General features: G+C 67.8%; 12 protein-coding genes. 8 read left to right on the plus strand and 4 right to left on the minus strand.

What is annotated here, in order from left to right:
• Positions 1 to 3 precede the first annotated feature (3 nt).
• Complete coding sequence (locus DQP58_RS05270; protein ID WP_112707434.1) at positions 4 to 1,212, plus strand: thiolase family protein; 1,209 nt, start codon at positions 4 to 6, stop codon at positions 1,210 to 1,212.
• Between the two features lie 4 nt (positions 1,213 to 1,216).
• Positions 1,217 to 1,627 carry a Zn-ribbon domain-containing OB-fold protein gene (locus tag DQP58_RS05275; RefSeq protein ID WP_112707435.1) on the plus strand — a complete coding sequence of 137 codons (411 nt, stop codon included), beginning with the start codon at positions 1,217 to 1,219 and terminating at the stop codon, positions 1,625 to 1,627.
• 1 nt (position 1,628) lies between these two features.
• Here the strand turns inward: DQP58_RS05275 and DQP58_RS05280 are convergent, their stop codons facing one another.
• Positions 1,629 to 2,606, minus strand: a complete 978-nt coding sequence (locus DQP58_RS05280; RefSeq protein WP_112707436.1) for a LacI family DNA-binding transcriptional regulator — start codon at positions 2,604 to 2,606, stop codon at positions 1,629 to 1,631.
• A 296-nt stretch (positions 2,607 to 2,902) separates the two neighbouring features.
• On the opposite strand from DQP58_RS05280, the gene DQP58_RS05285 reads away from it, so the two are divergent.
• Genes DQP58_RS05285 through DQP58_RS05310 form a run of 6 tightly spaced genes read left to right on the plus strand, consistent with a single transcriptional unit; the run spans position 2,903 to position 9,159 of the window.
• On the plus strand, positions 2,903 to 4,258 hold the full coding sequence (locus DQP58_RS05285) for an amidohydrolase family protein (RefSeq protein ID WP_112707437.1): 1,356 nt from the start codon (positions 2,903 to 2,905) through the stop codon (positions 4,256 to 4,258).
• 2 nt (positions 4,259 to 4,260) lie between these two features.
• A complete protein-coding gene (locus DQP58_RS05290; protein ID WP_112707438.1) occupies positions 4,261 to 6,594 on the plus strand; it encodes a CaiB/BaiF CoA-transferase family protein in 2,334 nt (777 codons plus the stop codon).
• A gap of 1 nt (position 6,595) precedes the next feature.
• Positions 6,596 to 6,925 (plus strand): hypothetical protein, encoded by a 330-nt coding sequence (locus tag DQP58_RS05295; protein WP_112707439.1) that lies wholly within the window; start codon positions 6,596 to 6,598, stop codon positions 6,923 to 6,925.
• Positions 6,915 to 8,081 carry a thiolase family protein gene (locus DQP58_RS05300; RefSeq protein ID WP_112707440.1) on the plus strand — a complete coding sequence of 389 codons (1,167 nt, stop codon included), beginning with the start codon at positions 6,915 to 6,917 and terminating at the stop codon, positions 8,079 to 8,081. Before DQP58_RS05295 ends, DQP58_RS05300 begins: the two co-directional genes overlap by 11 nt.
• Positions 8,078 to 8,512, plus strand: a complete 435-nt coding sequence (locus DQP58_RS05305; protein ID WP_112707441.1) for a Zn-ribbon domain-containing OB-fold protein — start codon at positions 8,078 to 8,080, stop codon at positions 8,510 to 8,512. The genes DQP58_RS05300 and DQP58_RS05305 overlap by 4 nt, the downstream gene beginning before the upstream one ends.
• Positions 8,509 to 9,159 carry a PadR family transcriptional regulator gene (locus DQP58_RS05310; protein ID WP_112707442.1) on the plus strand — a complete coding sequence of 217 codons (651 nt, stop codon included), beginning with the start codon at positions 8,509 to 8,511 and terminating at the stop codon, positions 9,157 to 9,159. The genes DQP58_RS05305 and DQP58_RS05310 overlap by 4 nt, the downstream gene beginning before the upstream one ends.
• Here DQP58_RS05310 and fadD1 read toward each other — a convergent pair.
• From fadD1 to DQP58_RS05325, 3 genes are all read right to left on the minus strand, one after another.
• Positions 9,098 to 10,840, minus strand: a complete 1,743-nt coding sequence (fadD1, locus tag DQP58_RS05315) for a fatty-acid--CoA ligase FadD1 (RefSeq protein WP_112707443.1) — start codon at positions 10,838 to 10,840, stop codon at positions 9,098 to 9,100. The two genes, DQP58_RS05310 and fadD1, sit on opposite strands and share 62 nt — an antisense overlap.
• Positions 10,841 to 11,202: 362 nt before the next feature.
• Complete coding sequence (locus DQP58_RS05320; protein ID WP_112707444.1) at positions 11,203 to 11,973, minus strand: SDR family NAD(P)-dependent oxidoreductase; 771 nt, start codon at positions 11,971 to 11,973, stop codon at positions 11,203 to 11,205.
• Positions 11,974 to 12,011: 38 nt separating this feature from the next.
• Positions 12,012 to 12,842 (minus strand): alpha/beta fold hydrolase, encoded by an 831-nt coding sequence (locus DQP58_RS05325; protein ID WP_112707445.1) that lies wholly within the window; start codon positions 12,840 to 12,842, stop codon positions 12,012 to 12,014.
• Positions 12,843 to 12,866 lie beyond the last annotated feature (24 nt).

Raw genomic sequence — 12,866 nt, forward strand, 5'->3', positions numbered from 1 at the left:
AGCATGGGATTACGCGGAGAAGCCGCGATCGTCGGATATGTCGAGCTGCCGCCCGAGCGGCTCAACAAGGCCTCGCCCGCGCCGTTCGTCCTCGAGCAGTGGGCGGAGCTGGGCGCCGCCGCGCTCGAGGATGCCGGCCTGCCGGGAGATGTTGTCAACGGCATCGTCGCGTCGCACCTGGCTGAGTCGGAGATCTTCGTCCCCTCCACGATCGCCGAATACCTCGGCGTGGGAGCGAGATTCGCCGAACACGTCGATCTGGGCGGGGCCAGCGCCGCGGCCATGGTGTGGCGCGCGGCCGCGGCCGTCGAGCTGGGGATCTGCGACGCGGTGCTGTGCGCGTTGCCCGCCCGCTACATCACGCCGTCCTCCAAGAAGAAGCCGCGGCCCATGGTCGACGCCATGTTCTTCGGCTCGTCGAGCAACCAATACGGCTCGCCACAAGCCGAATTCGAGATCCCCTACGGCAACCTCGGCCAGAACGGACCGTACGGCCAGGTGGCCCAGCGCTACGCCGCGGTCTACGGCTACGACGAGCGTGCGATGGCCAAGATCGTCGTCGATCAGCGGGTCAACGCCAATCACACCGACGGCGCGATCTGGAAGGACAAGCCGTTAACCGTCGACGACGTGCTCGCCAGCCCGGTCATCGCCGACCCACTGCACATGCTCGAGATCGTCATGCCCTGCGTCGGGGGCGCCGCGGTGGTCGTCGCCGGCGCCGACGTCGCCAGGCGGTCGCGCAATCGCCCGGTGTGGATCAAGGGATTCGGCGAACACGTGCCGTTCAAGACCCCGACGTACGCCGAGGATCTGCTCCGCACCCCGATCGCCGCCGCGGCCGACACCGCGTTCGCCATGACGGAGTTGAGCCGCGAACAGATGGACATGGTGTCGATCTATGACTGCTACACCATCACCGTGCTGCTCTCTTTGGAAGATGCGGGCTTCTGCGAGAAGGGCAAGGGCATGGAATTCGTCGCCAACCACGACCTGACCTTCCGCGGCGATTTCCCGCTCAACACCGCGGGCGGGCAATTGGGTTTCGGCCAAGCGGGTTTGGCCGGCGGAATGCACCACGTCTGCGACGCCACCCGCCAGATCATGGGCCGCGCGGGCGCCGCGCAGATCGCCGACTGCAACCGGGCGTTCGTGTCCGGCAACGGGGGCATCCTGTCCGAGCAGACGACGCTGATCCTGCAAGGGGACTGAGGAGATGAATTTCGAACGGCCCATGCCCGTCAAAACGCCCACCAGCGCGCCGTTTTGGGATGCGCTCAGTGAGCATCGCATCGTCATTCAGTATTCGCCGTCGCTACAGGCCTATGTGTTCTACCCGAGGGTGCGCGCGCCGCGCACCCTGGCCGACGACCTGCAATGGCGCGAGATTTCCGGGATGGGGACGCTGTACTCCTACACCGTCGCGCACCGGCCGGTCAGCCCGCATTTCGCCGACGCCGTACCCCAGTTGCTCGCCATTGTCGAATGGGACGAGGGCCCAAGGTTTTCCACCGAGATGGTCAATGTCGACCCGGCTCGCCTCAGGGTCGGAATGCGGGTGAAGCCGGTGTACTGCGACTACCCGGAGCACGACGTCACGCTGCTGCGTTACGAGCCCGCCGACTGAGTCAGGTCGACGACCGCACCACAAGGTGGGCGATGTCGGTCAGCTCGGGTGACGGTGGGGCGGCGTGGCCCAGCCGCTCGAATACGGCGGCAAGGGCGGCGTCGGCGACCGCGCAGGGATCGAATTGCACGGTGGTCAGCGGCGGAGTGCTCACCATGCCCATCGGGCTGGCGTCGACGCCCATCACGGCGAGGTCCCCGGGACAGCGCAGCCGTGCTTGGTGAATCCCGTAGAGGACGAGGCAGGCGATCTCGTCGCTCTGGGCGCATACGGCGGTCACCCCCTCGCCCACCCAGGCGCTGACCACGTCGGCGGCGTTGTCCAGGGTGACCTCGTCGGTGCGCACCGGCGGCAGGTCGCGCAACTGCGCCGCCCGTGACACACCCTCGAACCAGTAGTCACCCAGCGGGCGCCACCGGGCAATCCCGGTGTAGGCGAACGCGATTCGACGATGACCACGCTCGACCAGGTGCTCGACGCGCATCTCGCCCACCGACAGGTGCGGGTTCTTGAGCGCGGGCAATGTCCCGATCTCGATATGAGGGATACCCGCCTTCGTCACCGCTTGACGGGCGGCCGCACTCAGCGGGAACAGGCTGGTGATCGCGACCGGGTCGAGATTTTCGATCGCGTCGACCACATGCTGGTCGTCGTCGGTCTCGAAGATCTGCACCTGAAGAAAACCCTCGCGGGCCAGTGCGGTGGTCATGTGACTGCCGGCCTGCATCGGCATCTCACCTACGGCCACGTGCGGGACCACGTAGAGCACCACACCGCTTTTGCCGCGCGCGAGGTTGCGCGCGGCGAGATTGGGCCGGTACCCCAGCAGTTTGGCCGCGCGGTACACCGCATCGCGGGTTTCCGGGGAGATGCGGCGGCCCTGCGCGTTGTTCAGCACATAACTGACCGTGGCGGTCGACACGCTTGCCAGCCGGGCCACGTCGGCGGTGGTCGGACGCGCAGCCTTGTTGTTGCTCAACTTCCGTCACCTTCCCGGCCGGTCATCCCCCATCGTGTCACGCGGCGGCACGGCGCATCGCGCGATGGCGCGCGGGGAGTGCCCGCGCAGCGATATCGTGCGGACTAATAGTCTTTATTCGGTGACCGAGCGGCAATGATCCGCCCGCGATGAATCGTTCCGCCGCTTGCCGACCAGCGGTTGGCGCAGACGCGATTCAGGCAGAAGTCGCGACGACGAGCAGGTAGCACTGTGGTTGACACTGAGACTCACACCATTGTCTACTAGTCGCTGATGATCCGATCGAGGAGCGCGGCATGAACAAGGACGATCTGATCCTGATCAGCGTGGACGATCACATCGCCGAGCCCGCCGACATGTTCGACGCTCACGTTCCCGCCGCCTACAAGGACCGAGCCCCGCGAGTGGTTCTCGAGCCCGACGGCATCCAGCAGTGGTACTACGGCGAGATCCGCGGACGCAACATGGGGCTGAACGCCGTCGCGGGAAAACCGCGCGAGATGTACAACATCGACGCCTCGCGCTACGACGAGATGCGACCGGGCTGCTTCAATGTCGACGAACGGGTGCGGGACATGAACGCCGGTGGTCAGCTGGCGGGGCTGAACTTCCCCAACTTCACCGGCTTTTCCGGCCAGGTCCTCAACCAGGGCCCCGACCGCGACACGAACCTGGTGATGATCAAGGCCTACAACGACTGGCACGTCGACGAATGGTGCGGGGCCTACCCGGGCCGGTTCATCCCGTGCGGCATCCTGCCATTGTTCGACGTGACCGAGGCCGCCAAGGAAGTCAAGCGCCTCGCCGGCAAGGGCTGCCACGCGGTCACCTTCTCGGAGAACCCAGAAGCCTTGCAAATGCCCAGCATTCATACCAAATATTGGTATCCGTTGTTCGAGGCCGTCTGCGAACACGACACGGTGCTGTGCACCCATGTGGGGTCCGCGTCGCGCTCTCCCCAGGTGTCGACGGATGCCCCACCCAGCGTGCAGATGACGGCCTCGTCGATGATGAGCATGTTCACCTTCACCGAGCTCATCTGGGCGCAGTTCTGGGCCGACTTCCCGCAACTGAAGTTCTCGCTGACCGAGGGCGACGTCGGCTGGATACCGTACTTCCTCTGGCGGGCCGAACACGTCTACAACCGTCACTCGGGGTGGACGCTGGCGACATTCCCACCCGGGTACGGCGGACCCACCGATGTGTTCAAGCGGCACTTCTACACCTGCTTCATCAGCGACAAGGTGGGCGTGCAGAACATGAACTGGTTCAACGAGGACATGCTGTGCTGGGAGTCCGACTTCCCGCATTCGGACAGCAACTGGCCCTTCGCCCCGGAGGACATCATCGCCACCATGGCCCACCTCGATGACACGGTGATCGATAAGATCACCCACGAAAACGCCATGGCCGCATACTCATTCGATCCGTTCCGGTACGTCCCGAAAGACCATGCCCGGGCCGGCTACTTGCGCGCCCAGGCCACCGACGTCGATGTGGTCACCCACGTCGGCCGCCAAGCCAGCCAGCGTGACCGTGACGCGTGGACGCGGATGACCCAGTTCGCGCTGCAGGCGCAGGCCTCGGCGCAGGCGCCGGTCACGGTCGAGGCGTCCGGAATCGCTGGGCGCGCGACCACCCTGGGCAACTGAGCGTGGGGGCCGAGGCGCCGTTCGCGGGCTGGCGCGTGCTGGAGCTGTGTAACGGCCTGCCGGCGTCCTACTGCGGCAAGATGTTCGCCGATGCCGGCGCCGAGGTGGTGAAAATCGAGTCACCGCAAGGCGATGCGCTGCGTCGGTGGTCGGCCGGCGGAGCGCCCGGCGCGTTGTTCGACTATCTGGCCGCGGGCAAGAAGTCGGTGGTCGATCACGGCCAGCCCGAGATCACCTCGCTGCTGGCCGGCGCCGACCTGGTCATCACCGACCTCACCGGCGGGCGGACGCTCGACGACATCACCGCCCACACCGCCGCGGCGGCCGTGGTAGTGGCGGTGACACCGTTCGGCACCACCGGCCCCTACGTCGAAAACCAGCTGGCCGCCAACGAATTCATCCTGCAGGCGCTATGCGGATCGATCGCCGGTCGCGGCTGGCCCGACGACGAGCCGGTGCAGGCGGGCGGCCGGCTCGGCGAATGGCTGGCGGGAACGTTCGCCGCGGCCGCGGCCGCGGCAACGACCCGGCATGCGGCCCGAAGCGGACGCGGACACATCATCGATGTCTCGACGTACGAGGCCATGGCGATCGCCATGGGGGGTTTGTCCGCGATGGCGGCCAGCGTGCTGGGCGCCGATTCGCTGCTGTACGAACGGAGTTTGGAGCTGCCGTCGATCGTCCCGACGGCCGACGGCATGGTCGGCTTCTGCACCATCACCGCGCAGCAGTTCCAGGACTTCCTGGTGATGATCGAGCGCGCCGATCTGGTCGACGACGCCGAACTGGCATCATTCGCCGGCCGGGTCGAGCGCCGCGACGAGTTCCTGGGCATGGTCACCGGATGGACCGCGCGTCGAACCACCCAGGAGATCATCGATCTCGCGGTGGCGTTCCGGATTCCGGTCGCCCCCATAGCGACACCTGACACGCTCCCCGAGATCGACCACTTCTGCGAACGCGGCGTGTTCGTCGAATCGCCGACCGGGGTGCTGGCGCCCCGCGTGCCGTACCGCAGCGACGCGATGGCGACCCGTGGGCCCGCAGAACCGCCGCGACTCGGCGCCGACAACGGGCGGGTCCAGTGGCCGGTGCGGCCCCAACCGCCCCGCAGCGCCGACCCGGACGCGCTGCCGCTGTCTGAGATCCGGGTCACCGACTTCACCGCGTTCTGGGCGGGCCCGGTCGCCACCCAGCTGCTCGGCGCCCTGGGGGCGGACGTGATCAAGGTCGAGGGTGTGCGCCGGCCCGACGGCATGAGGTTCTCGGCCGGGCGCCCACCGGACTGGGACCACTGGTGGGAGTGGGGCCCGGTCTTCCTGTGCAGCAACAACAACAAGCGGGGCGTCAGCCTCGAACTCGGCACCGAGGCCGGGCGAGAGCTGGCGCTCGGGCTCATCGCCGCGAGCGATTTGGTCGTCGAGAATTTCTCACCCCGGGTGATGGCGAACTTCGGCCTGGAATGGGATGCGGTGCGCGCCGCGAATCCGCGGGCGATCCTGGTCCGCATGCCTGCGTTCGGGCTCGACGGTCCGTGGCGCGATCGCGTCGGCTTTGCGCAGACGATGGAGCAGGCCACCGGCATGGCATGGGTGACCGGGCACGCCGACGGCCCGCCGGTGATCCCGCGGGGTGTGTGCGATCCGATCGCCGGGTTGCACGCCGCCTTCGCCGCCGTCGCGGGGCTGGTGATCCGTGACCGCCGGGGCGCCGGAATGCAGGTGGAAGCGACCATGGTCGAGGCCGCGCTCAACGTGGCAGCCGAAATGCTGGTCGAATACTCCCGCAATGGAATCGCGCTGTGCCGCAACGGTAACCGAGGCCCGGGCGCCAGCCCCCAGGGCGTCTACCGGTGTCGTGGTGACGATGACTGGGTCGCGCTGGCCGCCCTCGACGGCGCCGCCCGAGCGTCGTTGGCCGGCCTCCTCGGCCAGCCCGGGCTTCAGGATGCTGACTGGGCCGAGCGTGTCGACGACATCGACAAATTGATCTCCGCCTGGGCCGCGGGACATTCGGTCCCCGAGGCGGTTACCGCGCTGCGGGCGGCCGGTGTGGCCGCCGCGCCGGTCACACCCGCCGCGGCGCTGCTGACCGATCCGCAGCTGCAGGCCCGCGGCTTCTGGGAGACGGTCGACCATCCCGTCGCCGGATCTTTCCTCTGCACCGGAATGCCTTTCGCGTTCCTCGGCATGCCGCGGCGCTGGATCCGGCGGCTGCCGCCGCTCTACGGCCAGCACACCGGCGAGGTACTGACCGGCCTGCTGGGGTTAAGTGAGCACGATCTGGACGCATTGCGCCGGTCGGGAACCATCAGCGCCCGGCCGGCGGGTCTATGACATGGCGGTCAGCCTGTGCGTGCCGCCCCGCGCCGGAGAACTGTGTGCACCGGTGCGCTTCCTGGTGCGCCAGGATTCCGTAGTGATGGAACTGACCGCGCGCCACCGCATCACCAGCGTCGAATGGGACGACGGCGAACGCGCGGTCGCGATGGTCGTCGAAATCACCGATCCGCAGACGGCCCGGCCGGTGGACGTGCGCATCGATGTCGTGGAGCCGGGCGCAGTGCCCGTCAACTCACGGGCCACGACGATCGGCACCATCACACGCGGTGGCCGTGAATACGACGTCATGGGAACGTATTTGGGAGTTGTCGCGGATGAGAACTAGCCCGACCACGCGCACCGCGGCGATCGTCGGAGTGCACAACACCCGGCAGGGGAGACGGCTGGACGGCGAAACCTCACGCGGACTGGCGATCAAGGCGATCCTCGGCGCGCTCGACGATGCCGGCCTGACCCTCGACGACGTCGACGGCATCAGCGCCAGCCCGGACTCGACCTCGTTGATCTACGACCTGCGCATCGGGCCGGCCTGGCAGGGCCTGGCCTTCGGGGTCGGCATGATCACCGAGGCGGTCACCGCGATCGAGCACGGCATGGCCGAGGTGGTGGTGTTGGTCGCCGCCCAGGCCGGCGAATACCGGGACCATGAGGCCACGGCGCCCTGGACCCGGCCGGAGAACGAATTCGTCGCCCCCTGGGGCATGTTCACCACCGCCGAGTTCGCGCTCATCGCGCGGCGCCACATGCATGCCTATGGCACCACGCGCGAACAACTTTCGATGGTGGCGGCGACCATCCGCAACAACGGCTCGCGCAATCCCGAAGCCGTGTACTACGACCGCGGGCCGTTCAGCCCGGAGGACATCACCGCGTCGCGCCCCATCGCCGACCCGTTCCATCTGCTGGACTGCGCCACCACCTCCGAAGGCGGGTGCGCGCTCGTCGTGGCCAACATCGACGCCATCGACGTCAAGGGCCAACCCATCTACGTCTTGGGCAGCGGCGCGGACTTTCACGGCCCGTCCTACCAGCACCCCCCGGCGTACGACCTCGCCGGCCGGCGCGGAGACCATGTCAACGGTGTGGTGGGCCGGCGCGCGGCCGAGTGCGCCTTCACACACGCCGGCTTGCGCCGCGACGACGTCGACGTGCTGGAACTCTACGACCCGTTCTCCTTCGAAATCATCCGGCAGCTCGAGGCTTTCGGCTTCTGCGGCGACGGTGAGGGCGGTCCGTTTGTGGCCGAGGGCCACATCGCCATCGACGGCAGCCACCCGATCACCACCGACGGCGGCACCATGTCGTTCAGCCATGCCGGCGCCAATCCGCAGATGATGCAGCGGGCGATCCGCGCGGTGCAGCAACTACGCGGGCAGGCCGGCGCCCTTCAGGTCCCCGATGCGCACGTCGCGCTGTGCAGCAACGGGGGAGCGGGGGCCCTGTTCACCACCGTGCTGATTCTGGGAGACCAACCACGATGACTTCCGATCACTTGCGGCCCCAAGCCGGGCCCGTCCCGCACGCGAGCAGCCACGTCAGCCGCCCGTTCTGGGAGGGATGTCGCTCCCGCGAGCTGCGCTACCAGCGTTGCGCGGCTTGCGGATTGGCGAACTTCCCGCCGACCGAGCACTGCCGCCAATGCCTTTCGCAGGACATCGCCTGGCGGCGGGGCAGCGGCCGCGGCGAGATCTACAGCTGGACGGTCGTATACCGGCCAGTGACACCGGAATTCGAACCGCCCTACGCGCCGGCGATCATCACCCTGGACGAGGGCTATCAGATGCTGACCAACGTCGTCGGCGTGCCACCGGAAAATCTGGCCGTCGGCATGCGGGTGCGCGTGCAGTTCCACGCCACCGGGCCCGACGTGACGCTCCCGTACTTCGCCGCAGCGGAAACCGGCAGTTCGTGAGCCCGAGAACCAGCAACGGCCTGCCGGTCACGGCGTACCTGGTGTTGGGGGTGCTGGCCGCCAACGACGAGCAACTCACCGCCGGCGAGATCAAGATGCGTGCCGAACTGTCGGTCGGGCACTTCTATTGGTCGCCGTCGGTCAGTCACGTGCGCCGCGAACTGACCCGGCTGCTGCAGCGGGGCATGGTCAGCGAGATCGGCGCGCAATCCGGCAAGCGCGCCATCACCCTGTACGAGACCACCGATGCCGGCCGCGACGCGCTGCGCCGCTGGGTGCAGCACTTCCCGGGCCCCGACCGCGTGGTCATCAAGCATCCCGTCATCCTCAAAACGTGGCTCGCGCGCGGCCAGGATCCCGAACACGTCGTCGACACCTTGGACCGCCATCTGGACGCCACCCGCGCCCGGTTGGACGAGGCGCTGTGGTCGCGGCAGCGGTCGGCCGAACTCGGCATCACCGAGGACCCCGAGCAGCGGTACTCCTTCGCGGTGTTGGATTACGCCATCCGCGGGCTCTACGCCGAGATCTCCAACATCACCCAGCTGCGCGACGAGATCGCCGCCGGCACAACCCGGGACCCGGTCAAACGGGTGCGACGGTCGAAGGGTCAGATCCGGCGCCGGATACCGAGGAACCCGGCTTAGTCGATGGTGGCGACCCGCCGCGCCCGGCTCCGCCGAGCTTGCGATCGACACTAGTCGATGGTGGCGACCCGCCGCGCCCGGCTTCGCCGCCCTTGCGATCGCCACTGAGGGTGTAGGCCGTGCCCCGGGGTTGGCGCTCCCACAGCACTTCGCCGGCGTCGACGGTCGTTCCCTGAGCGATCAACTGGCGCTTGAGCACCTTGTGCGTGGCGGTGCTGGGCAGGTCGACCGCGATCCGGACGTAGCGCGGACGGGCCTTGGGGGACAGGTCGGGCTGGGCGTCCAGGAACGCTTCGAACTCCGCGGCGGTCAGGGTGTGACCGTCGTTGAGGACAATCGCGGCCATCACCTGATCGCCGACGTGGCCGTCGGCCACGGCATAGACCGCGACCCGGCTGACCGCGTTGTGGCGCAACAGGATCCGTTCGATCGGCGCCGCCGCCAGATTTTCGCCATCCACCCGCATCCAGTCGGCGGTGCGCCCGGCCAGGTAGATCCAGCCGTCGGCGTCCCGGTAGGCCAGGTCCCCGGACCAGTACATGCCGTGGCGCATGCGTTCGGCGTTCGCGTCCGGGTCGTTGTAATAGCCGGTGAAGAAACCCGAACCCGCCGTGTTGACCAACTCGCCCACGGCTTCGTCGGCGTTGACCAGCGCCCCAGCGGCGTCGAACCGGGCGATCGCACATTCGGTGACGGTGTCGCTGTTGTAGACCGCCACCCCGGGGGCGCCGCGGCCGATCGAGCCCTTCGGGGTTCCGGGTTCGCGGATGATGATGACGGCGTTCTCGGTGGACCCGAAGCCGTCCTCGACCTGCACACCGAACCGGCGGCCGAATTCCTCGATGTCCTTGTCGTTGGCCTCGTTGCCGAACGCCACCCGCAGGGGATTGTCCGCGTCGTCCTCGCGTTCGGCGGTGGCCAGGATGTAGGCCAGCGGCTTCCCGACGTAGTTCATGTAGGTGGCGCCGTAGCGGCGGACGTCCTCGAGAAAACTGCTCGCCGAGAATTTCGCGGGCACGATCGCCGCACCCGAGCACACCGCGGGTGCCCAGCCCGCGACGACCGCGTTGGAGTGAAACAGGGGCATCGACACGTAGCAGGTGTCTTGGTCGGTGAGGGTGAAGCGGTCGGCCAGGCTGAGACCGGCGATGGTGGCCATGAAGTGGGATACCTGGACGGCCTTGGGATTTCCGCTCGTGCCCGAGGTGAAGATCATCATGAAGGCGTCCATCGCGGTGACTTGCCGATGTGGCGTCAGTTCGCCTGCGGCGCCGACGAATTCGGCCCATTGCGCTGTCGAGGTGTCGAGGATCTGCGTGCCGGCGAGGTCCAGGCCGTCGAGCAGCGGCCGATGTTCGGCATCGGTCACCACGAACTGACAGTCCGAACGACGGACATCGGCGGCCAGCGCCTCACCGCGCCGCGTGTTGTTCAGGCCGCACAGCACGTAGCCGCCGAGCCCGGCCGCCGCCATCTGGCTCAGCATCTCGGGCGTGTTCCCCAGCAGGGCACCGACGTGCACGGGCCGTTGCGGATCGGCGGCGGCCAGCAGCGCGGCGGCCCGCGCCGCGGCGCCCTCCAGATACTGACGCCAAGTCCATTGCAGGTCATGGTATTTCACCGCGACTGACGGATCGGACAGGCGCTTGTTCAGCAGCGCTTGAATCGTGTCGTCAGCCATCGGCCGGATCCACCTTCACTTAGCCCATCCTGCGAGACGAGACGGTCCGTCTTATAGTAGCGGTTGGCTCGGCCGAGAGGTAAGTGGCCTGCCGCCTCGCGCCACGCATGTGTGAAGTTTTCACACTTATTTCGCTCACGATTCCGCTTCGGGGCCCGCGTGTATGGCGGATCCGTTCGTCTCGGACGGTCATCATTGGCCCCATGCTGTTTGAGCTGCACCGGTCGCTGTTGCTGTTACGGAATCGAGCGCGTGAACTTCGCCGCGAAATCTCACAGTCGCGATCGTCGCACCTGTCCGGCCGGCGGCACGGCCGCAGAGGACCATCGAAGGGCGGCGGCCAAAGTTGATGCGCGGCGGCGCTATCCGCCCACCATCATCAGACCGCCGTCCACGGCCAGCAGCTGTCCGGTGATGAAACCCGCGCCCGGGCCGGCCAGGAAGACCAACATCGGACCGACGTCGCGGGCGGGTTCGCCCAGCGTGCCCCCAAGCGGGATCATCATCTTCATCTGCTGGTCGATCAGGGCCGCGGCGTCCGGACCGAGGAATTCGCGGAGCCGGTCGGCGCCGGGCGTCTGGACCGCGGGGGCAAGCGCGTTGACGGTGATGTTGTCAGCGGCCCAGGCTTTGGCGGCCGACCGGGTCCATGCCTGCACCGCGCCCTTGGTCGCGGCATAAACGGCCGAGATTGGGCTGCCCATCACGGCTTCCGATGATCCGAAGTTGATGATCCGGCCCCCCTTGGGGTCCTGGTCCTTCATGACCGCGTAGGCGGCCTGGTTGGTGAGGATGGTCGCCTTGATGTTGGTGTCCAACAGAAACGAGATGTCGTCGGCGCCGATGTAACCGGGGATGCCCGCCTGCCACAGCCCGGCGGCGTTCACCAGGACGTCGAGCCCGCCGAGGCGTTGCGCCACGTCGCGGACCATCGCCGAGACGGCCTCGGCCTCGCGGACGTCGCACTGTAACCACTCGGCCGCCAGGCCGTCCGGCGGCGGGGTCTGGTGGTAGGTCGCTGCCACCTTCGCTCCCGCCGCGGTGAGCACCTCCACGGCCGCCGCGCCGATACCGCTGGCGCCCCCGGTGACCAGGATCCGCCGGCCGAGCAGGGGAGACGTCGCGTCTGACATGGCCAAGACGCTACCGCGAGCGTCTAAGCGCCGGCCGGTTACGTGCGCACCGCAATCGATGACAGCAGATCGGCGAGCCGATCGGGCTGGTCGACCATGGAGAACGTCCGTGCCGCCGCGATGACTTCGAGGCGGGCGTTGGGAATGGTCGCGGCCAGCCGCGCCCCGTCTTCCTGCTCGAAGAACACGTCGTCGGCCGACCACGCGATGAGCGTCGGCTTGTCGAAGTCGTACAGCCGGGCCGCCACCGTCGTCGTCACCTCGGTGCGCATCGAAAGGGTGAACTGGCGCAGGTCTTCCGCGACCGCGGGGAGCGACAGCGCCGGCCTGACCCAGGCCTCGGTGAGCTCGTCGATGTTGCGGTGCGCCAGGCCGTCGAACGCGCGCTTGCGCACGGCCGGCACCCGCATGGCCTGGGTCACGGTCCGGAAGGAGGGCTTGGTCTTCGCCGCGAGAATGATCGGCTTGAGGATCGGCGGCGGAAAGTGTTCGAACGCATCGCAACTCGTAAGCACCAACGCACCCAGCCGTTCGCGATGGTGCACGGCCACCAGCTGGGTGACGACGCCGCCGGTGTCGTTGCCCACCAGCACCACGTCCTGCAGATCCAGCGCGGCGAGCACCTCGGCGACCATGCCGGCGACACCGGTGATCGTCCGGTCGGCGCCGCGGCGCAGCGGCTCGGGATGCGCACCTAACGGCCAGGTCGGGGCGATGCACCGCAGACCGCGGGCCGCCAGGCGCTTACTGACCTCGCGCCACAGTTGCCCACCCATCATGTAGCCGTGCACGAAGACGACAGGCCTGCCGTTTTCGGGTCCGGTTGCTTCGTAATGGATCGTTCCGGCACTAATGTCGATCGTCGACATAGCAAACTCCTACCTTGGGGATAC

It is taken from the genome of Mycobacterium colombiense (assembly GCF_003284975.1).
In the GTDB taxonomy this organism is placed as follows: Bacteria; Actinomycetota; Actinomycetes; order Mycobacteriales; family Mycobacteriaceae; genus Mycobacterium; species Mycobacterium europaeum_A.